18 protein-coding genes and 1 tRNA gene are annotated in these 25473 nt (G+C 67.8%); 8 read left to right on the forward strand and 11 right to left on the reverse strand.

Features of this window, described 5'->3' with window-relative positions:
• Positions 1-391 precede the first annotated feature (391 nt).
• The 5 genes from GobsT_RS01180 (at position 392) to GobsT_RS01200 (ending at position 11173) form a co-directional block, all read left to right on the forward strand.
• Positions 392-3295 (forward strand): beta strand repeat-containing protein, encoded by a 2904-nt coding sequence (locus tag GobsT_RS01180; protein WP_010039621.1) that lies wholly within the window; start codon positions 392-394, stop codon positions 3293-3295.
• A gap of 300 nt (positions 3296-3595) precedes the next feature.
• Positions 3596-6466 carry a sigma-70 family RNA polymerase sigma factor gene (locus GobsT_RS01185; protein ID WP_010051572.1) on the forward strand — a complete coding sequence of 957 codons (2871 nt, stop codon included), beginning with the start codon at positions 3596-3598 and terminating at the stop codon, positions 6464-6466.
• 223 nt (positions 6467-6689) lie between these two features.
• Positions 6690-9851 carry a DUF6797 domain-containing protein gene (locus GobsT_RS01190; protein WP_109571356.1) on the forward strand — a complete coding sequence of 1054 codons (3162 nt, stop codon included), beginning with the start codon at positions 6690-6692 and terminating at the stop codon, positions 9849-9851.
• A gap of 377 nt (positions 9852-10228) precedes the next feature.
• Positions 10229-10510, forward strand: coding sequence for a hypothetical protein (locus GobsT_RS01195; protein ID WP_010047897.1), 282 nt, complete (start codon positions 10229-10231; stop codon positions 10508-10510).
• A 123-nt stretch (positions 10511-10633) separates the two neighbouring features.
• Entirely contained in the window at positions 10634-11173 is a 540-nt protein-coding gene (locus GobsT_RS01200; protein ID WP_010047895.1) for an SMI1/KNR4 family protein, read from the forward strand.
• A gap of 510 nt (positions 11174-11683) precedes the next feature.
• Here GobsT_RS01200 and GobsT_RS01205 read toward each other — a convergent pair.
• A tRNA-Ala gene (locus GobsT_RS01205) sits at positions 11684-11756 on the reverse strand.
• Positions 11757-11885: 129 nt separating this feature from the next.
• Between GobsT_RS01205 and GobsT_RS01210 the strand changes: the two genes are divergently transcribed.
• Positions 11886-13013 (forward strand): lysylphosphatidylglycerol synthase transmembrane domain-containing protein, encoded by a 1128-nt coding sequence (locus GobsT_RS01210; protein WP_010047893.1) that lies wholly within the window; start codon positions 11886-11888, stop codon positions 13011-13013.
• A 65-nt stretch (positions 13014-13078) separates the two neighbouring features.
• Here GobsT_RS01210 and GobsT_RS01215 read toward each other — a convergent pair whose 3' ends face one another.
• From GobsT_RS01215 to bamA, 5 genes are all read right to left on the reverse strand, one after another.
• Positions 13079-13807: a metallophosphoesterase family protein gene (locus GobsT_RS01215; RefSeq protein ID WP_010047886.1), complete on the reverse strand. Its 729-nt coding sequence runs from the start codon at positions 13805-13807 to the stop codon at positions 13079-13081.
• A gap of 506 nt (positions 13808-14313) precedes the next feature.
• Entirely contained in the window at positions 14314-15726 is a 1413-nt protein-coding gene (locus GobsT_RS01220) for a DUF1501 domain-containing protein (RefSeq protein ID WP_010047884.1), read from the reverse strand.
• 1 nt (position 15727) lies between these two features.
• Positions 15728-16060 carry a type II toxin-antitoxin system RelE/ParE family toxin gene (locus GobsT_RS01225; RefSeq protein WP_010047882.1) on the reverse strand — a complete coding sequence of 111 codons (333 nt, stop codon included), beginning with the start codon at positions 16058-16060 and terminating at the stop codon, positions 15728-15730.
• Positions 16057-16326: an addiction module protein gene (locus tag GobsT_RS37390; protein WP_010047881.1), complete on the reverse strand. Its 270-nt coding sequence runs from the start codon at positions 16324-16326 to the stop codon at positions 16057-16059. The genes GobsT_RS01225 and GobsT_RS37390 overlap by 4 nt, the downstream gene beginning before the upstream one ends.
• 585 nt (positions 16327-16911) lie before the next feature.
• Entirely contained in the window at positions 16912-19275 is a 2364-nt protein-coding gene (bamA, locus tag GobsT_RS01235) for an outer membrane protein assembly factor BamA (protein ID WP_081472014.1), read from the reverse strand.
• 654 nt (positions 19276-19929) lie between these two features.
• Here bamA and GobsT_RS01240 point away from each other — a divergent pair.
• A complete protein-coding gene (locus tag GobsT_RS01240) occupies positions 19930-20952 on the forward strand; it encodes a HAMP domain-containing histidine kinase (protein ID WP_010051049.1) in 1023 nt (340 codons plus the stop codon).
• Between the two features lie 236 nt (positions 20953-21188).
• On the opposite strand, the gene GobsT_RS01245 is transcribed toward GobsT_RS01240, so the two are convergent.
• The 4 genes from GobsT_RS01245 to GobsT_RS01260 all read right to left on the reverse strand — a co-directional run bounded on the left by GobsT_RS01245 (position 21189) and on the right by GobsT_RS01260 (position 22521).
• Positions 21189-21596 (reverse strand): DUF2171 domain-containing protein, encoded by a 408-nt coding sequence (locus GobsT_RS01245; RefSeq protein WP_010047078.1) that lies wholly within the window; start codon positions 21594-21596, stop codon positions 21189-21191.
• A gap of 103 nt (positions 21597-21699) precedes the next feature.
• Complete coding sequence (locus tag GobsT_RS01250; RefSeq protein ID WP_010047077.1) at positions 21700-21888, reverse strand: hypothetical protein; 189 nt, start codon at positions 21886-21888, stop codon at positions 21700-21702.
• Between the two features lie 164 nt (positions 21889-22052).
• The gene (locus GobsT_RS01255; protein ID WP_010047076.1) at positions 22053-22238 is read right to left on the reverse strand and encodes a hypothetical protein; all 186 of its coding nucleotides are present in this window, start codon (positions 22236-22238) and stop codon (positions 22053-22055) included.
• Positions 22239-22281: 43 nt separating this feature from the next.
• The gene (locus GobsT_RS01260) at positions 22282-22521 is read right to left on the reverse strand and encodes a hypothetical protein (protein ID WP_010047074.1); all 240 of its coding nucleotides are present in this window, start codon (positions 22519-22521) and stop codon (positions 22282-22284) included.
• A 292-nt stretch (positions 22522-22813) separates the two neighbouring features.
• On the opposite strand from GobsT_RS01260, the gene GobsT_RS01265 reads away from it, so the two are divergent.
• Positions 22814-24217: an IS4 family transposase gene (locus GobsT_RS01265; protein ID WP_010034508.1), complete on the forward strand. Its 1404-nt coding sequence runs from the start codon at positions 22814-22816 to the stop codon at positions 24215-24217.
• Between the two features lie 591 nt (positions 24218-24808).
• Here GobsT_RS01265 and GobsT_RS01270 read toward each other — a convergent pair.
• Positions 24809-25468: a hypothetical protein gene (locus tag GobsT_RS01270; protein ID WP_010047072.1), complete on the reverse strand. Its 660-nt coding sequence runs from the start codon at positions 25466-25468 to the stop codon at positions 24809-24811.
• Positions 25469-25473: the final 5 nt, after the last annotated feature.

Consider the following 25473-nt stretch of genomic DNA (forward strand, 5'->3'; position numbering starts at 1 on the left):
AGCTTGTGCAATCCTCATGATACCTCACCACGGACGGCTCCAAAATCGGTAGAGTCGAGGGGTGGCGTCACAGAAACCTGACCCTTTAGACGGCGGAAAGGGGCACCGCTACGGTGGCTCGGAGTTCGTACATTTCGGGCGTTTTGGTACAGCCCCAGCGCGGAGAATATCGGGTAGATTGGCTGCAATACCGCAGCCCCGGCAGGCCCTCGCTCTGCCTGCCGGCGATCCTGCGACGCACGCGGCCGAGCGCTACGACGCGCCTTGTTTCGTCCCCTTCCGGAGCTTTTAATTCAACATGTTCACTAACACGCCCAAGGCGCGCTGGCAACGGGGTGGCCTAAATCAGTGCCGTCCTCGACTCGTCGTCGAAGCTCTTGAAGGCCGTTGCGTGCCCGCCACCATCAACGTGACCGGCCTCGGCGATGCCGTTGCTCCGGATAGCACCGTCACGCTGCGCGAAGCGATCCGGTCGATCAACGGCGCGGCGAACGTCAACACGGACGTGGTGCCGACGGGAGCCGCTTACGGCACCGACGACACCATCACCTTCACCGGGCTGAGCGGTACGATCGTACTCGCCGCCGCGCTTGACCCACTCGACGTGTCGGTCACCATCAACGGCACGACCGGGGCCGGTTACGCGGGCGCCCCGGTTGTCACCGTGGACGGGAACGGCAACCCGACGTTCGCTGTTAACGGCCAGCATGTGACCATCCGCGGGCTGTCGATCGTGCGCAGCGCCAACAACGGGATTACGGTCCAGGGACCCGGGGCCTCGGGGGTCGTGATCGCCGGCAACTACATCGGCGTGCGGGCCGACGGGACCACGGCGGCACCCAATGAGGCGTCCGGCGTGCTGATCGACGGGGCCGCGAACGGCACGGTCGGTGGTACCGTCCCGGCGGACCGGAACGTCATCTCCGGTAACGTTCGCGAGGGCGTCGTGATCCAGGGCTCGGGCGCGTCGGGAAACGTCGTCGCGGGTAACCACATCGGCACCAACGCCGCTGGCACCGCCCCGCTCGGGAACGCAACCGGCGTGTACGTGTTGGCCGGGGCAGCGAATAACACCATCGGCGGCACCGCGACCGGGGCACGCAACGTCATCTCCGGCAACACCAGCGGTGGCGTGGTTCTCCAGGACGCCGGCACGACCGGCAACCTGATCGCGGGCAATTACATCGGCATCGATGCCGGCGGTACCACTGCCGTCCCAAATCCGGCCGGGGTACTGATCAACGGGGCGGCGAACAACACCGTCGGCGGGACCGTCGCGGGGGCGCGGAACGTGATCTCCGGAAACGCCAGCCACGGCGTCTCCATACAGAGCCCCGGCACAACGGGAAACGTCGTTCAGGGGAACTTTATCGGCACCAATGCCGCGGGCACCGCCGCGGTCGGTAACGCGTCCGGCGTCGTAGTTACCTTTGGCCCCGCGAACAACACCATCGGCGGCACAACCGCCGGCTCTGGCAACGTCATCTCCGGGAACACCGCGCTCGGCGTCCAACTCGCCACCGTGACGGGGATCGTCGTGGCGGGCAACTACATCGGCACCGATCCCAGCGGCACCGCCGCCGTCGCCAACGGGTTAGGGGTGCTGCTCAGCGCCGGGGCGGTGAACAACACCATCGGCGGTACGTCCGCGGGCGCGGGTAACGTGATCGCCTTCAACGGCGGGGCCGGCGTCGCGCTCGACGACTCCGTTGGGGCAACGGGGTTGAGTTCCGGCGCCAGCATCCTCGGGAACGCGATTTTCTCAAACGGCGCGCTGGGGATCGACCTTCGCGGCGACGGGGTCACGGCCAACGACGCGCAGGACAGTGACACGGGCGTGAACAGCCTTCAGAACTACCCGCTCATCGCCTCGGTGGTGGGCCGCCGGGTCAGCGGGCACCTGGCCGGCGCCCCGAACGCGAGCTTCCGTCTCGAGTTCTTCAGCAACCCGGCTCGCGACCCGTCCGGGTTCGGTCAGGGCAAAACGTTCCTCGGAGCCGTTACCGTCGCCACCGACGGCGCCGGTGTCGCGGCGTTCCTCTTTGATGCCCCGGCCGACTTGCGGGACCAGTACGCCACCGCGACCGCGACGGATCTGGCGTCCGGCGACACGTCCGAATTCGGTAACGCGGTACTCGGCACCGGGCTCACCCCGCTCCTCCCCCCGCCGATCCCGTCGCGGCTGCCGCTCGCGGACCCGGAACAGGTCGTTCGGGCGGCGCCGGTGGTCAACACGCCGCTCGTCCCTCCGGGGGTGGAACCGGTCGTGACCGCCGGGCACATCGCTCCGACCGCGGGCGTCGCCGACTCGCTCGCCGCGAAGCCGGTGGTGGTGGTCGGTCCGGGGCCGGGCGGGAACGGGGTCGTGCGGGTCATCAACGGCGACGGTACGGTCCGCGCGGACATCACCGCGTTCGCAGGGTTCGCGGGCGGGGTGAAGGTCGCGACCGCCGATGTCACCGGCGACGGGGCCGCGGACCTGGTCGTCGGGACCGGTGCAGGCGCGGCGGGCGGGCACGTGAAGGTGTTCGACGGGGCCACCGGCGAGTTGGTCTACAGCTTTTTCGCGTTCGCGGGGTTCGCGGGCGGGGTAGACGTCACGGGCGGCGACATCAACGCCGACGGGTTCGATGACATCATTGTCGGCGCCGGGGCCGGCGCGCCCGGCGGGCACGTGAAGGTGTACGACGGCCGGACCGGCGCGCAACTGGCCAGCTTCTTCTCCTTCGACGCGGCGTTCCTGGGCGGCGTGACCGTGGCGGCTGGCGATTTCAATGCCGACGGGCTGGCAGATGTCGTTGTCGGGGCCGGACCCGGGGCCGCACCGCACGTGAAGATTATCGAAGCGACGAGCCTCCTCCGGGTGGGCTCCGACGGGCAGATCGCCGGCCCCGCGCTCCTGGCGAGTTTCTTCGCGTTCGACCCGACGTTTCGCGGCGGGGTGGACGTGACCGCGGGCGCGGATTTCGTCGCCAACGGTGTAGCCGAACTCGTGGTCGGCGCCGGGTCGGGCGGCGCGCCGCACGTGAAAGTGATCAACGGGACCAAGGTCACCCGAACGGACCCCCGCGGACGCATCTCGGACGACGCTCTTCTGGCGAGCTTCTTCGCGTTCGATCCGGCGTTCCGCGGCGGCGTGCGGCTCGGAGAGGCCGATGTCGACCAGGACGGGATTGATGAACTCGTGATCGGCGCCGGCCGGGGTGTGCGTGTGATCCGGGCGCCGGGCTTCACGGACGACGTGACGCGGTTCGATGCGCTCTCCGGCGGCGCAGACGGTGCCTACGTCGCATAGCCGATGCTCCGGCCCGGGACGCCCGCGCGCTTGCGCGGGCGAAATCGGTTCAGGTAAATATGCCTGAACCGATTCCCAGTCGTTTCTCGTTCCCGGTTCCGCGCTCCGCGTGAAGCCGACGGCGCGCGAATGGTTCGGCGCGTGTACCGAGTCGGTTCCCACTTGGAACCGGGAACGACGGGATTCTGGAAAAAGTCCGTGCGGTTTCAGCGGCGTCCGGCACTCCACACCGCCCGCCGACCGGGACTCGCGAACGAACGCGCGAATCGTTAGGATCGGGGCCAGTTCGAGGAATGACTGATGACCGTGCCGAACCGTGCCGTGCCGCCCCGGTTGTTGAACCTGCTCACCGCGGACCCCGTACCCGACGCCGACCTGCTCTCCCGGTTCATCCAGTCCCGGGACGGGGCCGCGTTCGCAACACTCGTCGAGCGACACGGGCCGATGGTGCTCCGCGTCTGCCGCCGCACGCTCTGGGACGCCCACACCGCCGAAGATGCGTTCCAGGCCACGTTCCTCGCGCTGGTCCGGGGGGCAGGTCGGGTGCGCAAAACCGCGTCGGTGGCGGCGTGGCTTCACGGGGCTGCCGTTCGCATTTCCCTCAAGGCGCGGGGCGCGGCCACCCGCGCGCATCGCACGCCCCCGGCTCCGTCACCGGCCCAATGTGGCCCCGACCCGCTCGCGGAGATCACGGGCCGGGAACTCGTCTCGGCGATCGACGAGGAACTGGCCCGGCTACCGGATCGGTTCCGGGCCGCGATCACCCTGTGCTGCCTGGAAGGGCTGTCGCAGGACGAGGCCGCGCGGCGCTTGGGGTGGTCGGCGGCCTCAGTGCGGGGACGACTGGAACGCGGCCGGGAGCGGTTGCGGGTGCGGCTGGCACAGCGGGGGCTGGCGCTCGCGGCGGGGTTGGGCGGCCTCCTCCCCGGCGAGGCTCACGCGACGGTTCCGCCGCGGTTGCTGGCCCGGGTGATCGAACTCCCCACGCTCGGAACCGTGCCGCCCCGCGTGGCGGAGATGGCGGCGGGTGCGGCGCCGTCCGGCGCGGCCTGGAAGGCCGTGGCCGTGGCACTGGTGGTGCTCGCGGTCGGCGGCGCGGCGGTCGGAAGCGGGAGCCCGCCCCAGAATACTCCTGAAACCGCAACAGCATCCACAATGCCACTCGCCCCGTCGGGCGCGAGGCCCGAAGGTGGCGCCGGGCGCCCCGCGGCGAACCCGCCGGTAAAGACCGACCGCTACGGCGACCCGCTCCCCGCGGGCGCGATCATGCGCCTGGGGACGCTCCGCACCCGCGCCCCGATCACCGGGTTCGGCATCGAGAAAGACGGCACCGTCGTCACCGTCGGACCGGGCGCGGACGTGCGCCGCTGGCACGCGACCGACGACCGCTCCGACGAACCCATCGCGCTGCCGCTGGCCGGGCCGGCGAACACGAACAACGAGCCGCAAGTGTCGCCGGACGGGAAACTCGTCGCGGCGTGTTCGCGGGACAAGGTGTTCGTTTGGGAAGCGCCAGCCGACGCGAAAGCCGAGCCGAAGCCGGTGGCCACATTCGACCTCGCTCGCGCGCGATTGTTCCGGTTCGCGCCGGATGGCCGGACCCTCGCCGTCGTGACCGAAGCGTGGAACATGGTTCCCGCGGGGGCGTTCCTCTGCGACCTCAAGACGCAAACCGCCGCGGCGATCGACACGGGCGGCGTGCGCTATTTCGAGGGCCTCGCGTTCTCCGGCGACGGCAAGCGGCTCGGTGCGTTCGCGGACGCTAGCTGTTTCATCCTGTGGGACGCGACAACCGGCAAACAGTTGACGAAGTACCAAGCGATCGGACGGATGTCGAGAGCGTTCGCGCTGAACCACACCGGCGACACGCGGGCCGCGGCCGACTACTCGGGTCCGAAGACCGAGTTCCGCTTCACGGACCCGGAGACCGGCAAGAAGAAGGACGGCCTCACCGGCCCGGACGGTGACATCTACTGGCTGACTTACGCGGCCGACGGCAAGACGCTGCTCGCCGGCGACCCCGGCGGCGTGCGCTGGTGGGACCCGGTCGCGGGCAAACTGGTCCGCAGGTACGAGGGCGTCGCGCACGGCCACGCGCTCCAAGAGGTGCCGGCCCGGTTCACCCCGGACGGGAAGGTGCTGGTGTCGCACAACGGGCATGTGCTCCTGCGCTGGAACGCCGAAACCGGCAAGCCGCTGTTCCCGGAGCAGGACATCGGCCACGGCGCGACCGTCACCGCCGTCGGCCTGTCGCCGGACGGCACGCGGATCGCCACCCGCGGTATGGACAACCGGTTGTGCGTGTGGGACGCGGCGACCGGCAAGCGGTTGTGGCACGCGCCGGACGCGCGGACGAAAGTGGCGGACATCGACTTCGGCCCGGACGGCACGTTCCTGGTCGTCGGCGGCCCGAAGTGGGACGAGGTGACGAAGTACGACGCCGCGACCGGCAAGGTGTTGCTGACGTTCGCGGTCGATCCGAAGGGGCCGAAGCAGGCGGGCGTGTTCAGCGCGCGCGTGTCGAAAGACGGGCAGACGGTGGTCGCGCACACCGGACCGTACGTGGCCGGCGCCCCGTCGGTCGTCACCGTGTGGAACGCGATCACCGGTGAGCGGCTGAAATCGAGCCCACTGTCGGATAGCAAATGGCACGAGTTCAGCGCACTGTCGCCGGACGGGGAGTACCTCGCGGGGGGCATGCTCGGCAGCCGGGCCGTGGCGGTGGCCGCACCGGACCGCGACCTGCTCGCCGACGCCAAACTCCCCGGCTCCCTCACGCAGACCGGCCGCTTCTCCGCCGACGGGCGGTGGCTCGCGCTGGTCACCACCGAGCGCGCGGGAGGAGCGCAGAAGTATTCCGCGGTACTGGTTTCCGCGACGACGTGGCACGCGGTCAGCACCATTCCGCTGACCGCAGACTATCGCGCCCGCATCGCGGTCGCGCCGGACGGGCGCACGCTGGCGGTTGCGGTGGGCGACGCGGTCGAGTTCTACGACGCCGGGACTCAGAAGCTGCTCGGCCGCCACCTCGCCCCGCCTGCGGGGTGGGAGAAATTTCGTTTCGGTAACATCAGCGCCCTGAGCTTCACGCCCGACGGCACGAAGCTAATCACCGGGCATACGGACACGACCGCGCTCGTGTGGCCCGTTCCGGCCCGGCCCGGGAAGTGAGCACCGGGCGCCCGCCCGGCCGAATCTGGTTGCCAGCACCTTGCGGAACGGGGAAACTGCTTGGCACACCCGTGAGCAAACCCGGGGCTTTCGCCCCGGGCTACAGGGCCGGCGCCCTTTCAGGGCTCAAAGACACCCTTTGTATTTGAGCCCTGAAAGGGCGCCGGTCCTGTAGCCCGGGGCGAAAGCCCGGGTGGACTCCGGCACACCTGATGAGGCCGTTATGACACACCACTGGCGCCCGGTGCCGCTCGCGCTCGTTGCGGCGGCGTGCCTGTCCCCGCACCTGGGCGCGCAGCCCGAATCACTCGCGCGGCGGCTCGCGACGGAACCGCCCGCGGCGCTCGCGAAGGACGCGCGGACCCGGGGCGACGCCGCCCGCGGCGCGGTGCTGTTCTTCCAGCCGTTCCTCGGCTGCGCCAAGTGCCACGACGCGGAGGCGGGCGTCCCCCTCGGCCCGGATCTGACGCGCGCGGACAAGGGGACGACCGCCGAGCACCTGATCGAATCGGTCCTCGCCCCCTCGAAGCAGATAAAAAAGGGCTACGAAACGGTCACGGTCGTCACCACCGACGACCGCACGATCACCGGGCTGCTCGCGGGCGAAACGGCCGACGCGCTGGCGCTCGTCGACCCTGCGGCGAACGGCCGCCGGGTCAGCGTTCCGAAAGCGGACGTGGCGAAGCGCACGACCGCCGCACAGTCGCTCATGCCCGACGGGCTGGCGGACCTGCTGTCCGACCGGCAGCAGTTCCTCGACCTCGCCCGGTACCTCATCGAGGTTGCCGAGGGCGGGCCGGGGCGGGCGCGGGAGCTGCGCCCGCCGGTGACGGCGCTCGTGATCCCCGGGTACGAAAAGGACCTCGACCACGCCGGCCTCGTTCGCGCCCTCGACGACAAGGCGCTCAAGCGCGGCGAGGCGATCTACGCGCGGGTGTGCGCGAACTGCCACGGCACGAAAGACCAGCCCGGCTCGCTGCCCGCGTCGCCGCGGTTCGCCGCGCACGCGTTCAAGAACGGGAGCGACCCCTACAGCCTGTACCAGACGCTCACCCGCGGGTACGGCCTGATGGCCCCGCAGACGTGGATGGTGCCGCGGCAGAAGTACGACGTGATCCACTACATCCGCGAAACGTACCTGAAGCCGCACAACCCCGGCCGGTACACGAAGGCCGACGGCGCCTACCTGGCCAAGCTGCCCGCGGGCAAGAAGGGCGAGTTCGGCCCGGCCCCGGCGAACGTCGAGCCGTGGGCCGCGGCGGACTACGGCCCGAGCCTGATGAACACCTACGAGGTGGGCGGGCCGGGGCCGAACATCGCGTACAAGGGCGTCGCGGTGCGCCTCGACGCGGGCGCCGGCGGCGTGTCCCGCGGGAAGCGGTGGGCGCTGTTCGACCACGACACGATGCGGTTCGCGGCGGCGTGGACCGGTGACGGCTTCATCGACTGGAAGGGCATCCACTTCAACGGCCAGCACCAGATCCACCCGAAGCTCGCGGGCGACGTGGCGTTCGCGAACCCGGTCGGGCCGGGCTGGGCCGACCCCGAAACCGGCGGCTTCAGCGACCCGCGACCGCTCGGCCGCGACAAGCGCCCCTACGGCCCGCTGCCGAAATCGTGGGCCGCGTTCAAAGGCGCCTACCAGTACGGCGACCGCACCGTTCTGTCGTACCGCGTCGGCCGGGCGGACGTGCTGGAACTGTTCGGCACGGAGAGCGACCCGAAACAGCCGGGCGTCGCGGTCTTCACGCGCACGCTGGAGTTCGGCCCGACCGCGCACGACCTGCTCGCGCGGCTGGCGCCGGACGGCGTCGCGGTGGAACTGGTGGGCGAACCGGGCGCGGAACTCGCGCGGGCGGACGGCTTCGTGCTGCTGAAGGTGCCGGCCCGGCGCGAGCCGCGGCGGGTGAAGGTGCTGCTGGCGAAGGGCACGGCCGAAGCGCTCCAGGCATACGCGAAGACCTCGCCAGCCCCGGTCGCCCTCGCGCCGCTCACGGCGGGCGGGCCGCGGCGGTGGCCGGAGGTACTCAAGACGACCGTAACGGTTGGCAAAGACAGCGGCCCGTTCGCGGTGGACACGTTCGGGCTGCCGGAGCCCAACTCGTGGAACGCGCAACTGCGGCTCACCGGATTCGATTTCCTCCCGGGCGGCCAACAGATGGCGGTGTGCTCCTGGGACGGCGACGTGTGGCTGGTGAGCGGCCTCGGCGCCCCCGGCGGCGCGCTGGCGTGGCAGCGGATCGCGTCCGGGCTGTTCCAACCGCTCGGGCTGAAGGTGCGCGACGGGGCGATCTTCGTGTGCTGCCGCGACCAGATCGTGAAACTGCGCGACCTCAACGGCGACGGCGAAGCGGACTTCTACGAGTGCTTCAACAGCGACCACCAGGTGACGGAACACTTCCACGAGTTCGCGATGGGGCTCCAGACCGACGCGGACGGGAACTTCTACTACGCCAAGAGCGGCCGGCACGCGCTCCCGGCGCTGGTGCCGCACCACGGCACGCTGCTGAAGGTGGCGAAGGACGGCTCGACGACGGAGGTCCTGGCCACCGGGTTCCGGGCCGCGAACGGGGTGTGCCTGAACCCGGACGGTACGTTCTTCGTGACGGACCAGGAGGGGTTCTGGACGCCGAAGAACCGCATCAACCTCGTCACGCGGGGCGGGTTCTACGGGAACATGTGGGGCTACACCGACCAGACCGACACGAGCGACGCGGCGATGAAGCAGCCGCTGTGCTGGGTCACCAACAGCTTCGACCGCTCGCCGGCGGAGCTGGTGTGGGTGACGAGCGACAATTGGGGGCCGCTCAAGGGCGCGCTGCTGAACACCTCATACGGGCACGGGAAGCTGTACGTGGTGCCGCACGAGGTGGTGAACGGTCAGGCGCAGGGCGGGATGTGCGCGCTGCCGCTGCCGACGTTCCCCACCGGGATCATGCGCCCGCGGTTCGGGCCGGTCGACGGGCAGTTGTACGTGTGCGGCATGTTCGCGTGGGCCGGGAACCAGACCGCCGCGGGCGGGTTCTACCGGGTGCGGTACACGGGTCAGCCCGTCGACCTGCCGGTGGGCCTGAAGGCGCGGGCGGGGGGCGTGGAGGTGACGTTCACCGACCCGCTGGACGCGACCGACGCGGCCGACCCGAAGAACTACGCGGTGAAGGTGTGGGGGCTGAAGCGGAGCCAGAACTACGGGTCGAAGCACATCGACGAGCGTCCGCTCGCGGTCCAGAAAGCGACCGTTTCGGCCGACGGCAAGACGGTGCGTCTGGACCTCCCGGACCTCGCACCGACTTGGGGTATGGAGATCACTTACCGTGTGAAGGGCAAGGGCGGCCGCACCGTGACGGGCACGATCCACAACACGGTTCACGAACTGCCGAAGTGACGGCAATCGTGGCGCACCGGGCCGCGTCTCTCCCGTTACGAGAGCCGGACAAACCGGGTACTGGCGGGCGCGGAGCCGGCACCGCGTCCGCAGGGCACCTGGCCGAACCGGATATCGGGGATATAGGCATTTATGTCGTTGATGAAATAATATCAAGATCCATTGCGGTGGAATTATTAATACCTACGGATTGTGTGTTTTGCACGATTATGAAATCTTATTATTGCGCATGCTATGAAGGCGGATTTGTGCGATAACTGTCGTGGCAATATGCGTTCTGTCCGGCGCGCGCGTTGCGAGCCGGCGAAATGGTCCCGTGTTGGCGTGCGGAGCCTCGCACACTAAATACTGGTTCGGCACCGGAGGACGCTCGATTGATGACGCCGCTGGCCCCTGAGCCGATCCTGCGGGCCGCCCTGTACGTGGTCCACGTTGCCGCGTATACGACCCGCAACTGGACGTACGCTGACGGGTGGCCGCGGCAGCAGGTGTACGACCTGTGGGAGGCTCTGCACGAGGTGCCGGACTTGATCACCCGCTGGCGTCCCGACGCTGAGCGGGAGTTGCTCATGTACTTCGACGAGTACGACCGCAAGTGGCCCGCGCCACGGCTGCGGGAGATGTACCAGCAGCACCAGGAGCACGGCGGTCCGGCTTGACTGATGGGCCGCAGAAGCCGAACCCGGCGCGGCACCTGACACCGCCGGCTAAAATGTGACGCACCGCTCATCCGGTGAGGGCGGTGCAGGTGCGCTCATCGTTCGGCCGCCCGAGGGCTTCGGATGGCGGAATCTCTCGTCGCGCGATTCCGTGAGCGCATCCGGCGAGAGCCGACCGTTGATTACACCTGGCAGGAGCCGCCGATCCGCCCCCGCCCGCCGCTCACCCCCGAGGCGCTGGCGGCAGCCGAGGGGCGACTCGGGTTTCCGCTCCCGCCGCTACTCCAAGCGCTGTACACGCAGGTCGGCGACGGTGGGTACGGCCCCGGCCGTGGGTTGGAGGTGCTGGCCGAAGGGGAGTGGTCGTTAGTCGCTCACGTCGAGGCGATCCGCCGGCCCGAGTGGCCGCGGCGGTTCATCCCACTCATCTCGTGGGGGGGCCTGTATCGGTCGTGGGTCGATTGCTCCGCCCCACCATACCCGGTGTGGTTCGACGACCCCGACTACGGCGTCGAGGGCGCGCCGGAGTCGGACTACTTCTACCCCCAAGCTGAATCTCTTGAGGGGTGGCTGTCGGAGTGGCTCGACGGGGCCGACCTGTGGTTGGCTGGCAAACGGCATAAGTCGGCCGAACCCGGCACCGCGCCAGACACCGCTCGCTGATCGGGGACGCATCGCTGCTCGGGACGTGGCGGTGCAGGTACTCATCGACCGGTACCGGTCGGCGGGCGACGATCACAAGCGGAACCCACCGCACCCCGGCCCACATCGTGTGCGCGCGGCTCCTGCTGATCCGGTTCCCGGATCGCACGGCCGGGATCGCCGGAGATGCGGGGGCGCGGAACGCACGACGTGGCCCGGTTCTGGGAGCGGCCCGGCAAGGCGAGGCGGTTACCACGTTCTCCGATGCATGGGTCGCGGTACAGCGGTGGCTCTGGGACGAAACGCTGCGGGTCGTCTCGGCGCCGGTGAGCTTAACTCACTCGTTAATGGTGAGCGTTTTCGCGTCGTGGGTCGGCGTGCGGGGCTTGTTTGGCATGCCCCCGATTGTGTCGCGGCCCGTCCCACGCGCGAAGCTCGGAAGGCCCGGGGAGTCACAGACTCCAGCGGCCCGTTCTGGGATCTGTGCCCGGAAAACGAAGAAAGCCCTGGTTTCCCAGGGCTTTCGCGAGGTGGAGGTGAGGAGAGTTGAACTCCTGACCTCTTGAATGCCATTCAAGCGCTCTACCAACTGAGCTACACCCCCTCGGCTGAAATTAAAGTAGTGGTGGAATAGGCCGGTGTCAACCCTCACCGTCGCGAGTCGTTGAACTAGACGCGAACACCTCCCAACCGCACAATCATCCCAGTTCCCGACGCGGTCCGGAGGCGAGTGGTGAAGAAGCACGCGGCGAAGTGGGTCGTTCCGTTCCTGAAATACGGCGTCGGGTTCGCCCTGCTCGCGTATGTCATTTCGCGGTACTGGGAGCCGAAGACGACCGTGAAGGTCGATCCCACGACCGGGGCGGAAACCGTCCTCGTCACGCCGGGCATCGGGGAACTGATCCAGGGCACCATCGCGTTCGAGTGGCTGGCCGGTGCCGCCCTCCTCATGGTCGGGGCCGCGGCGCTGCAAATCTACCGCTGGTACCTGCTGGTCCGCGCGCTCGACCTGCCCTTCAGCGTGCGGAACGCCTACCGGCTCAGCCTCGTGGGCATCTTCTACAACACGTTCATCCCCGGCTCGGTCGGCGGCGATCTCGTGAAGGCGTACTTCATCGCGCACGCCCACCCGGAGCGCAAGTCGCGGGCCGTGGCGTCGGTCATCGCGGACCGCGCGCTCGGGCTGTTCGGGCTCATCCTGTTCGTCGCCGTGCTGGGCTCCGTCGCCTGGGCGACCGGTGACCCGCGCATCTCCCAGAACCCCGACCTCCAGAAGATCGTGAAGCTCATGGCCGCGATCGCGTCCGGGAGCGTGCTCGGGTTCCTGCTTCTGGGCTTATTGCCGCCCAGCCGCGTGGACCGGTTCGCCGGGCGCCTGAAGTGGGTTCCGAAACTCGGGACCGCGCTGGCGGAGATGTGGTACGCGGTGTGGGAGTACCGGAAGCGGTTGAAGGTGGTGGCGGTCGGGGTGCTGCTGTCGGCGGTGTCGCACTTCGGGCTGGTGTTCGCCTTCCACTGCGCGTCCCGGGTGTTCCCGCCGGCGGACCCGGCCGCGGAACTGGCCAGCGCGTCCGAGCACATGGTCATCGCGCCGATCGGGTTCATCGCGCAGGCGATCCCGATCACCCCGGGCGGGGTGGGCGTGGCCGAGGGCGTGTTCGCGTGGCTCTACAAGCTGTCCGACCGCCCCGAGACGCGGGGCATCATCGCCCGGCTCTCGCTCCGGCTCGTGGAATGGCTCATCGCGCTCACCGGCTACCTCGTGTTCCTGCGGATGCGGGCCGAGGTGCGCGAGATCCAGCACGACATTGAGGTCGAAGGGGAGTCCGGCGGGGCCGAAGCCGCGAACCCCAAGTCCTGAAACCGAATCCAGTTGTTTCAAGTTCGCGCGGCCCTGGTAATCGGCCGTGAGATCGGAATACGGCCTCACCCCGCGCCGTTGGTCCCGTTCCGGAGCCAGCGGGCGGGCAGGCCGCCGGTGCGGAACACGTCCGTCAGCATCTGGCGGGCGGTGTCGTCGCGCACCGTCGCCTCCATCGCGGCGACCGTCTCTTCGACCGGGTACTCGACGCGCTTCAGTTGCACCTCGTCGCCGTCGATCACCGCGTACGACGCCAGCGGGTTGCCGTCGCGCCCGATCCCGACGCTGCCGGGGTTCACGACCAGCGTCGCGCCCACCCGAAGGGTGTACGGGATGTGGGTGTGGCCCGCGAGCAGGTAATCGACCTTCAGCCCCGCGAGCCGGGGCTTCCAGAACGCCGCGTCGGGCGGCGCGTACTCGTCCATCGGGTCGCGCGGGGTCGCGTGGACCATCAGGAACCGCTTGCCGTTTAATGTGAACATCCGCGACGTGGGCAGCTCGGCCAGGTACCGCCGCTGCACGGGCGAGAGGGCCGCGACCGAGAGCGGGCGGGTGACGGCGGTGAGGAACCGGAACCCGCCGGCGCCCTGGATCTCCACGTTCTGCGCCGCCCCGTGGTCGTGGTTCCCGCGGACGCAGTGGGCGGCGTGGCGGCGCACCCAGTCCACGCACCACGCCGGTTCGGGGCCGTAATCGACCAAATCGCCGACGCACAGGCACAGGTCGAACGGCTCGCGAACGGCTTCCAGCGCGGCCCGGTTCCCGTGAATGTCCGCGATCACCAGCACGCGCATGCGATCGGCCTCCCTGTCGCGAATTCTAGGGCACGAATCCGGAGCGGGAAGCGAAGGGCGGAACAGCCGCGAAGCCGGAAGTCAAAAGTCGGATCGGTTGCAAAATCGCAAAAGAACAGAAGCAAAAACAAGAAAGAACGCGGTGCGTGACCCGGCGGCCCCGGTCGCAACGCAATCACATCGGGCTCGGGCTGCGCGCGTGCGGCCCGAGTGGCGACGGTTCCGGACGGAATCCAGTAGTTTCAAGTTCGTCAAGTGTGTGCGCCACCCGCCCGCCGACGCCGGCGGTTCGACCGTGGCTTGTCGAACCGCTGCGTCAGCAGGCGGGTGTAACCTCGACGTGTTCCGATCGGACGGCCGATTGCCAAAGCCGCGCGAACTTGAAACTACTGGAATCAATCTGGTGCCCCGTGGGATAACCGGCGGGCCGCTGCCGTTCGCCGGTCCGGGAGTGTGGACGCGAGGGGGCGGCTGAACTGCGGCCCGGCGCCCCGCCATCAGAACCACTACGCCAGGAGCTTTTCGACCACCACGCCGTGCACGTCGGTGAGCCGGAAGTCGCGCCCCTGGAGCCGGTACGTCAGCTTCTCGTGGTCGAGCCCCAGCAGGTGCAGGAGCGTCGCGTTCAGGTCGTGAACGTGGACGCGGTCGTCGGTCGCGTTGAACCCGAGGTCGTCGGACGCGCCGAGCACCAACCCGGGCTTCACCCCGCCGCCCGCGAGCCACACCGAGTAGCAGTTCGGGTGGTGGTCGCGCCCGTCGTTGCCGCCCTGAACCATCGGGGTGCGCCCGAACTCGCCGCCCCAAACCACCAGCGTGTCTTTCAAGAGCCCGCGCTGCTTCAGGTCCTTAATGAGCGCCGCGCACGCCTTATCGGTTTTGCCGCATTCCGCTTTCAGACCGTTGGTGAGGCCGCCGTGGTGGTCCCACGCCTCGTGGAACAGTTGCACGAAGCGAACCCCGCGCTCGACGAGCCGGCGCGCGAGCAGGCAGTTGTTGGCGAAGCTCGGCTTTCCGGGCTCGGCGCCGTACATCGCGAGCGTCTCCTTCGTCTCCTTGCTCAGGTCCATGAGTTCGGGCGCGCTCGACTGCATCCGGCCCGCCATCTCGTAGGCCGAGATGCGCGCGGCGATCTCGGGATCGCCCACCACGTCCAGGCGCCGCTTGTTGAGCGCGTTGAGGGCGTCGAGCGAGTCCCGCTGGAGCCCCGGGTCGATGCCGGCGGGGTTGCCGAGGAACAGCACGGGGTCGCCGGCGGAGCGGAACAGCGTGCCCGCGTGGCTGGACGGCAGGAACCCGCTGCCCCAGCACGAGTTCCCGCCGCTCGGCCCCTTGCTGCCGCTCGAAAACACGACGAACCCGGGCAGGTCCTTCGACTCGCTCCCGAGGCCGTAGCTGACCCACGCGCCGGCGCTCGGGCGGCCGAACTGCTGGTGCCCGGTCAGGGCCAGGATCTGCGCCGGGGCGTGGTTGAACGCGTCCGTGTGCATCGACTTCACGACGGCGATGTCGTCCACAACGGCGCCGAGGTGCGGGAGCAGTTCGCCGAGTTCGGTGCCGCTCTGACCGAACTTCTTGAACTTGAACTTCGGGCCGAGCAGCTTGGAGTTGGGGTTGATGAACGCGGCCCGGTAGTTCTTGAGCAGCTCCGGGGGCGGGAGGGTGCCGTCGAACTTCGCGAGCTGCGGCTTGTTGTCGAACAGCTCCAAGTGGCTGGGCGCGCCGCCCATGAACAGGTAAATGACGCGCTTCGCCTTCGGCTCGTGGTGCGTCTTGAGCGCGCGGGGGGCATCGGCCCCCCGCGCCTCGTGGCGCGCGAGGTCCGCGAGCGCCATCGCGCCCAACCCGACGCCGCACTCGCGCAGGAACCACCGGCGGTTGAGAAGTTGCTGTCGTTCGGCGGGAGAGAAGGGGAGCATCTCAGGTCGTCTCCGATGGCGGATCGGCCGGCAAGTTGCGGTGCCACGCACCGGGCCGGCGCGACGAGTGAATCACCGCGACCACGAGCACGTCTTCGCCGCGCACTTGGTAAATGACGCGCCGCTGGAACCGCTCGATAAAATACTCTCGGAACTCTCGGCCGGTCGGAGCGTCTTCTGCGGGCGGGAACTGTCGCGGTGCGTCGCTGATGGCGCGAATCGCGCTACGCACCGCTTCGTTAAACGCGGTGCCGTACCGGCCCGGTTGCTGGTCGTACCACAGCGCGATTGCCATCGTATCCGCCTGGGCCGCGGGCGAGACAACGGCGCTCATGTGTTTCTCGCCTCGTCCAGTGCTTTGCGCACATTGGCGAACATTTCCTCGGGCGTAATGGGTTTGACTCGCCCGCTCTCGATGTCCTCGATGCGGCGCAAAAGCTCCGCCCGCAGTGCGTCTTCCGACTCGTACACGCCCGGCGGCGGGGCGACGCTGTCCATCAGCCGCCGCGCAATCACCTCGCGCTCGGGCGCGGAGAGCTTCAGCGCCCGGTCGAGTACGTCGCGTGCCTCGGGGGTGGCCGGTGTCGCAGTCGTGTTCATGACGTTTCCTCCGTGCCAGCGCTCGCGCCGATTGTACCACATCACCCGAGTCCCGTGACAGCATACGGCCGCCAACTCGTACCGCATGCGGTATGAGGGCGTGTTTCCGCGGTCCTTAATCGGGCCGGACCGAACGGGTGCTTGTGTAAGCGAAGCCGGTGCAACGTGAGTTCCGAACCGCTGCACGCAGACGTGGGGCGGGGCGTATTCGGGTTCTTGGGGCTTCAGGTCAAAAGTCCAAAAGTCCCAAATCCAGCAACAACAATGGCTTGTGGCTTTATGACTTGCTGGTCTGACGATTTTTGACTCGAAGCCCTTATTCATCATGCGGCTGGTGGTGCCTGTTTCCGTGGCACAGACCAAAACCGACCTCATACATGAACCCGCCTGCGGTGTCGCGTTCTTGACGAGCCGCGACCGCCCGGGAGCGGGGTACGTGGCACCGCTCCCGGGCGGTCGCGGCTCGTCAAGAACGCGGCAATATTACCGGGTACGTGTATCAGGCAACCGGACCGTGAATGAGGTGCCAAAGGCGAACTGCGCCGCCGGACGGTCCGGCGACGCGGCGGCACTCGCCCACCGAACTTATTGCCGGCCCTGGCTGCCGAACAGACCCATCGAGAAGCTGAACAGTTGGCGGTGGTCGTACGGCCCCTTCACCACCGGGAACGCGAGGTCGAACGCCAGCGGGAGCGGCCCCAGCGCCGGCACCGACAGCCGGATGCCCGTACCCACCGACACCCGGTAGTCCTTGATGTCGAACTTGCTCTCCACCGTCCCGTGGTCCACGAACGCGACCCAGAACATCTTCTCGCTCGGCAGAATCGGGATCTGGTACTCGATCGAGTTGAGCAGCGAGAACGTGCCGCCGACCGCCAGCGTGTTCTCGTACGGCCCGACCCCGCGGAAGCTGAACCCGCGGAAGCTCCGGATGCCGCCGGCGTAGAACCGCTCGAACACCGGGGCGTTGGTGCCCGCGACCGCCACCTGGGTGCGGAACCCGAGCACGTGGCGCTGGCTCCCGTCCTCGCGGGCCAGGTACTTGGTGGAGAAGAACTGGGTGAACTCGGCCGTCCCGACCGGGAACGTGTAGTCCCCGAGCACCTGCTCGAACCCGGCGTCGAACATGCTCCCCTTCGTCGGGTAGATGTACGAGTCGCGGGTGTCGCGGGTGATCCCGGCCCGCAGCCCGAGCAGGAAGTGGTTCCCCGCGTCCTTGGCGATCGACCACGGGGCGTACGCGGGCACGTCGCGCACGTTCACCCCCTCGACGCGGGTGCTGGCCGACGCGGTCCAGATCGAGTCCAGCCGCCGGTCGATGGTGACGCGCCCGCCGTACCGGTCCTCGTTGTACTCCGCGAACGAGCGGTTGTAGAAGTACGCCGCGGTGGTCAGCCCGAACGGGGTGTCGAACAGGTACGGCTCCCGGAACGTCGCCGAGTACCGCTGGAACGTGGTGCCCGGCGCGGCCTCGAGGCGCAGCTCCTGGCCGGCCCCGCGGAACGCCCGGCCGTACCGGAAGTCGTCCCAGCTCGTCGGGATGCGGGTGATGTCGAAGTTGCGCTCGTTGAGCGAGATGTTACCCGTCAGCCCGGCGTCCGAGTTCACGCTGCCGCCGAAGATGACCTGCCCGGTGCGGGTCTCCTTCACCCGCACGTCAATGTCCTTGAACGAGGTGTCCAGCTCGTTCGGCACGTCCCGGACCGTCGGCGGCTCCTCCATATCGAAGAGGCCGAGGCGCGAGAGGCGCATCTGGGCCTCCTCGAGCTTCGGGTACTCGAGGATCTGTCCCGGCCGCAGGTCGAGCTGGTTCAAGATGACGCGGTCGCGGGTGATGTCGTTGCCCTGGATTCTGATGCGCCCGACCCGGTCCGGCACCCCGCGGTCGTTGCCCACGACGTACTGCACCTGGACGACGCCGGGCTCGACCTCGTACCACTGCTCATCGATGGGCACGTTGTGCCCGCGGCTGCCGTAATACTCGCGGAGCCGCGTTTGGTCGCGCTGGGCGATGCGGCGGTCGTACCGGTCCCCGGGCTTCAGCTCGGTGACCGCCATGAGCTTGTCGGTCTCGAACGACTTGTTGCCGGTGATGATCTTGTCGGAGACGCGGTACTGCTGGCCCTCGACGATGTGGTACACGATGGTGACGCGGCTCTGGTCGGCCGAGCGGCGCACCTCGGGCTCGATCTTGACCGCGAGGTAGCCGAGCGCCTGGTAGTACTCGGTGAGCGCCTTGCGGTCCATCTCGATCGTCATCGGGTTGAACTTGCCGCCGATCGCGCCCGCGAACGCCGTCTTCGTGGTGATCTGGGTCTTGAGCCGCCCGGTGATCGCGCCGACGTTGCCGACGAACTCGACGCCCGCCACCTTCACGACCGGCCCTTCGACGATGTTGTACACGACGCGGCTGTCGGTCGGTTTGTTCCCCTCGACCAGTTCGACGGTCGCGTGGTACCGCCCGTCGTCCTGGTAGCGGCGCAGGATCGCGGCGCGGCCGACCTCGTTGGCCATCGGGTTCATGGCGTCGCCCTTGCGCAGCCCGGTGAGCGTGCGCAGGTCGCCGTCGCTGAGGTGCTGCGCCCCGTGGTACACGATCTCCTGGACCGTGTTGCCCAGTTCGGTGACGACGAACGTGACCGTCACCCGGCCGTCGGCTTCGTTGGTGGTGAGCACGCGGACGCCGTCGGCCGTGAACCAGCGCGTGCTCTGGAGCCGGCGCACGTCCTCTTGAACGAGCGCCTGGTCGTAGGGCTTGCCGGCGCGGCTGTGGACCATGTTGAGGATCTGGGCGGACGAGCGGAGGCGGCTTCCGGCGGTTTGGACCTCGGCAATCGTTTTCCCCTGCGGGTTGTCGGCCGCGGTCAGCCACCCGCGCGAGCCCGCGAGCAGCGCGAGCGCGAACACGGCGGCTACGAGCCACGGACGGAGACGACGACAGGCGGGCATCGGATTCCCCTGAGGGCCTCGGACAGCGGCGGAGCGGTATCGGTGGCGCGAGACGGGCCAATACGCCGGGGAGAAATTTGTGTCAAGATCGCGGCGCGCGGTGCCGAAAGGTGCGAGCCGGAAAAGAACGGTTCACCTCAATGGCACGCAGAGCACGAGGGGGACACAGAGAAGGCAAAAGAACGAAGAGCAAAATGGGAACGTGGGGCAGGAAGGAAAAACCAGTAGGGGCACGTATCCGCACTTTCGGTCGCGCGCTGTGTCTTTTCCAGCTTTCTCGGCTTCGCCTCTGGTTTCCCGTTTTGTTTGCGCCCCGTCGCATGATTGATTTCGTGCTGAGCGGTTCTCTCCGACATGGTTCGTGAGGCGATCGCGCGAGGCCTGCGGGCGACTTCGGAGGCGGTTCCGTCACGAAACTGAGGGCTTTGGGCCAGAAGTGTCAGGTCCGCAAGTCGTAAAGCTACGGGCCATTATTACTACTGGATTTGTGACTTTAAGACTTTTGGCCCAAAGCCCCAAAAGCGACCGCCACTGAATCTCTTCTCGCGCACCGCCACGCCAGAAAAGTGATCCATATGGTACAAGTGTGACGCGCCGATGTACTACAATTTGGTCGCGAGCCCGGCTCTCCCGTCCGTTCACACTGCACCATTTATGTTCGCTATCCCTGAAGCACTTTACAAACTCGCACCGGTCACACTGCCGAGCCGCCGCTCCGAGCGGTTCAACGGGGCCGGCTACGAGGTTCCGCTGTCCCGGTTCGCGCCCGCCGATCGGGAGATCCTCGGTCGCGTGTACCAGAGCGTCAACGGGCTGCCGCAGCTTTGGCACCCGATGCGGCATGACGCGGATTACTCGGTTCTGGAAGCGTACATCCGCCGGGTCGGCGGCGGCGGCGCGTTGCTGGCCGAAGTGGGCCACCTCGGGGAGGCGACACTGGCCGCCGGCGCGTCTGATCCCGCAATCCGCAAGGCGGTTCACGACATCCGCGGGGGCGGGCTCACCCTACTGCTCGGCACGGCCGACCTGCTCGACATCATGCCCGGGAACCGGAACGTCGTCCGCAAGTGCGTGGACGCCGCCCGGGATCACGCCAAGATTATGCGCAACCTGCTTCCGGACATCGACCCGGTGGTGCGGGCGGCGGACGAGGCCACGAAGGCGCACACGATCGATCACTTCACGTCCAAATGGGACGGCATGGCGACGCGCGGCCAGACCGGGCCGGTGTTGGTAAGCATGCGGTGCTTGTTCACCGGGGCCATCTCGGCCCGGTGTCTGGAGACCTCCTCAATCGACCGCGTCGTTTACAACTACGTGAACAACGCAGTACGGTTCGCGGCCGGCGGGGCCGTCACGGTGTGGATCTTCCCGGTAACGTCCGGGCTCACCCGGTGGGTGGTGCAGAACGCCATCGGCGCCGACCAGGAGGCGTTCCTGGCCGAGCGAGTGGGGGACCTGGGGCGGTTGTTCGCGGGCGGGATCACCCGCGGCGGCACCGGGGTGGGACTGGCCAACTGCGCCGAGATCGTGGCCGACTGCTTCGGGCTGGCCTCCCCGGCCGAGGCCGTATCCCGCGGGTATTTGGGTGCGGCAACGAGGGCGGGCGACTACTTCACCTGGTTCCACTGGCCGGCCTACACGCCGGGCGCGGTTCACACCGCCATGGCGGTGTGAACTCGGGCTCTGAAGTGCGGCGTCGTGATTCGCTCATCACCGGACCGCGCGGGGTGGTAACAAAAAAGCGGGCCGCCTCACTGAGGCGACCCGCTTGGCTCTGAGAACTCATACACGTACCCGGTAATACTGCCGCGTTCTTGACGAGCCGCGACCGCCAGGGAGCGGTGCCACGTACACCGCTCCCTGGCGGTCGCGGCTCGTCAAGAACGCGACACCGCAGGTGGGTTCACGTATCAGGCGCCACAACTCGAACAGGACGCGGCGTCCGACTTCCAGCCCTTCTCGGTCTCGGCCGAGTTCTTGGTCAGGTGGACGTGATCCTCGTGGACCCGGCCGACCCACGCGGTCGGCACGAAGTGGTGCTGACCGTCCGGGCTGTCGCTCCGGGTCAACTTGATGGCGTTCCCTTCAAGGTGATCGACGACGCCGACCTTCTTGCCGCAGGAGGCGTACACCTCCATGTGCTCCTTGATCCCGGCCACGCCCTGGTTCTCACCCTTGTCGGCGCACCCGAACTTGGCCTTCTCCTTCACGTAGGCCGCCGTCTCGGACGCGCATTCGGCGATCTTGTGCCCGACGTTCTTCGCCGCATCGACCACCGTTTGGCCGGCGTCGGTCACTTTGTCTTTGATGTTCGACATGATCGTTCTCCTCAGTTTCAGTTGGGGGAGGCTATGTGAAGCGCCCGGTGCGGGCGGTAAGAGGGTGACTCGCCCGCACGCGGGCGGACCGGTGTTACGCGGCTCACGTGCCGCTCTTGTCCTTCAGCTTCTGGCCGGCGTCTTTTGCCGCCTGGCCCGCCGACTTGACCGCGTCGGCGGTCTTTTCGGCCACCACCTCGGCCCCGTCCTGAATCTTTTCCCCGGTCTTCTTGGCCGCGTCCTTCACGGCTTCACCGGCGGTTTGGATCTTTTCCTTGATGGTGTCCGCCATTTGCTCGTCTCCTGGTTTGGCCGGGCTACCCGGTCGGCTTGGCGAAGCTGTTATTTGCAACCGCCGTGCCGATCACCCGTGCCGTGCCGCGTGGTCCACCGGCTCATTAACGGGCAAAGCCGCGGGCGATCGCCCGCGGCTTGATCTTGTCCGCCGAGGGCGGCTCAATCCTCCTCCGCCCCTCGACCTTCGCGACGCACGTCTTTCACAGGCTCTTGCCCCTTGTCGCGGGTCGTGCTGGCCGTTGGCGCGCCCGAGCCGTCCGGTGCGGCTGTGCCCACGGGTTCACCTTTCATGTCCTCGTCTTCACGCTTGCGGTCTTCGTCGCCGCGTTTGGTGCGCTCGGCCATACCTGTCTCCTGTGATGTAAAACCAGGAAGGGTGGTGCGCGACTCAGCCGGCGTCTTCGCCGTGGCGCGTGCCGCCGTCGTTCTTGGGGCCGGGCTGTTGCCGGGCGTGCTCGCCCGTTCCGGTGAAGTCACCGAGCCGCCGCTTCGGGTCTTCCTCCTGGAAGCCCTCCCCTTGATCGGCGACGGCGCCCGGCACGTCGTCGTCTTGTGGCCTGAAGGCCGTGCCTGATTGCGGGCGGTTGCCGGCCGGAACGGGACCTGTGCTATGGTTTTTCTTGCTCATGGCGCGTCTCCACGATGCGGGCGAATGGCGAACGTGGAGCCGCAAGTGGTGTGCCAAGCGCCGTCGATCACCGGCTCAAAAGGAAATGGGCGACCACTCTATTCGATTTAGCTTGGCGATCGGGAAAAAATAGTTGTTTTAACGTGCGCAGCCGGTTGCACGCCTGCGTTTGCCACTTACAGCCACGTTGAAGAGGTCGGAGGGTGTGCCCGACCAGGCCATTCACGGTGCCGTCCGTAATTGTAAGGTGTTTCCAGGGAACGATTAGTGTGCTCTACGGACGGACGGGCTCATGATTCTTGGCGCCGTGTTCGAGCGATTCATGAACGAGAGCCCATTAAGCGTCATGTCCCGTGCCACGATCGAACACGCGCTGTCGGCTTCGGCTCTGGATGCGTTGTTCGCACGGGTGGCGGAGCGCGGGTACACTCGGGAGCTGTTGTTCTCCACGGTGGTGGAGCTGATGAGCGCGGTGGTGTGCGGTAAGGCGCACCATGTGCAATCGGCGTATCAGCAGATGGCGGACCGGATCCCGGTGTCCCTGAAGTCGGTGTACGAGAAGCTGCAACATCTTGAGCCGGCGGTGTCGGCCGCGTTGGTGCGGCACGTGGCGGATCGGTGCCACGAGCTGATCCAGCAGTTGGGTGGGGAGCGCTCGCCGGTGCTGTCCGGCCGGGCCGTTCGGGTTCTGGACGGGAATCACTTGGGGGCCACCCAGAAGCGGCTCCGGGTGACCCGCGGGCGCACCGCCGGACCGCTCCCGGGGCTGGTCCTTGCGGTTCTGGATCCGGCCCAGATGCGGATCACGGACCTGATCCCATGCGAGGACGGTCACACCCAGGAGCGGGCTCTTTTGGATCAGGTGGTGCCGCTGGTGCAACCGGACCAGGTGTGGGTCGCGGATCGGAACTTCTGCACCGCCGAGTTCGTGTCCCGGATCGATCAGCGGGGCGCGTTCTTCGCGATCCGCCGACACGGGAACACCACACTCGACCCGGCCGGGGAATGGACCCCGGACGTGCGCACCGCGACCGGGTGGGTGAGCGAGCGACCGGTGTGGGTGTGCGTGGGCGGTGAGCCGGTGCTGCGGGTACGGTGCGTGCGCGTGCGGTTGGATCATCCGACCGGAGACGGGGACGCGGAGATCGAGATCCTGACCAACCTGCCGGAGGACGAGGCGGACGCGGTGGTGGTGGCCGTCGTGTATCGGGGGCGGTGGGCCATCGAAGGCGCGTTCCACGAGCTGACCGTGGCGCTGCGGTGCGAGGTGAACACGCTCGGGTATCCGAAGGCGGCCCTGTTCGGGTTCGCGGTGGCGGTGGTGGGGTACAACGTGCTCGCGGTGCTCAAGGCCGCAATGCGAGCGGTACACGGAGCGGACACGGTGCAGAAGGATGTATCCGGGTACTACGTGGCCTTGGAATGGGCCACCGTGTACCCGGGCATGATGATCGCCCTCCCTCCGGCCGAGTGGGTCGTGTTCGGTACCCTCTCGGCCGACCAACTGGCCCCGCAGCTTCGGGACTGGGCCGCGAAGATCAACCTGAAGAAGGTCCAGAAGGCACCGCCTCGTAAACCGACGAAACAGAAGCCCCCGCGCATCAACGACAATAGCCCGCATGTCTCGACCGCCCGGTTACTCGAAGACGAACGGAAGAGCAGCCGGACAAAAATTAAGGCACGTAAACAAGAGTAGCCCACCGTGAATGGCCTGGGTGTGCCCGACTGGCGGTTCCGACCGGTTGATTGACCCGTCGGTGCTACAAGAACCGGGGGCTACGTGAGCACCCGCACGAGCGCGTGATTTGGAAGTGAGCTGTGGAAAACGCTCATCCGGATGAGTTGCCAGCCTCCCGAACTGGCAACCCACCCGGATGGGTTCAGCGGTGTGTCTGTCCGCCCGAGTTCGCTCGCGCCGCCTCTCCCCTCAACGCGATTCGTCGGTCGGTGATCACACCGCTGCGCTGACAGGGGAACTCGTCGTGTAAGACGACCTGTCGCGATGAGGATATTATGGGTTGCGAACGTAAGGAGTCAATGCTTAATTACTACTAACAAAATTCACAATATTCACTTTGTCACCTCACGCGACGGTTCGCGTCTTTTCAGCGCGATTGTAGATCACCCCAATCGCTGTCTCGAACTCGGATGGTAAGTGGTGCCGAGTCGCACCCCGATGTGACTGGATGAAGTACCGAGAGGCAGGTAAGGCGGAAGCCTTTGATACAACCCGAGGGGCACGCGCCATTTCTTGGTGATACGCGTGGGTTCCGGCGCAGGTCGGCGTTCACTCGTCTTCGATCGTCAGGCCGCACCACGAGTTTTCCAGCTCGTCGAGCGTAACCCAAAACTCACCCGGCCCGTACCCGTCGCGCTGGCGCTCTGCGGGGATGCCGTCGTTGTTGCCGTATGGGTTCCGGACCCGCGCCGTCCCGACGGAAGGTTCGTATTCCAGTAGCCCGAAGCAGTGCTGCGGCGGAACCCAGTTCAACTTCGGCGTCGTCCACTTTCCGTCCGACCCGCCCAGCACCATCAGCCGCCGCTGCGCGGTCGCGTTCTCCAACTGGCGCCGCAGCCAGCGCCGCTTCGAGGTGATGTAGAGCGGGGCGAAGCCGGCTCCCAGGGCGTTCGTGTAGCCCGCGCGGTTGTGGCCCGTCAGCAGCCCGATGCCGAGGCCGTAAGACAGCATCCGCGGCGTCCGGGCGTCGCCCAGCTCCGCGTGCGCGGCGGCCTCCAGCGCCGCCGCGTACGGCGCGTCGTCCGCGCGGTCCGGCGTGACCGCGTGCGGCTCGCGGCCCGGGAACGTCACCACGAACGTTCGGGCCGGACCTTCTTGCAGCATACTGGTGAGCGCTTCGGGGCGCTGGAACGCCAGCCCGTCGAGGGCCGCGCGGAACCAGCAGTTGTTCCACGCGCCCTGGCGATGTGTGCGGTGGTCGATGCGCATCGCGC

The organism is Gemmata obscuriglobus (assembly GCF_008065095.1).
GTDB classification, from domain to species: domain Bacteria; phylum Planctomycetota; class Planctomycetia; order Gemmatales; family Gemmataceae; genus Gemmata; species Gemmata obscuriglobus.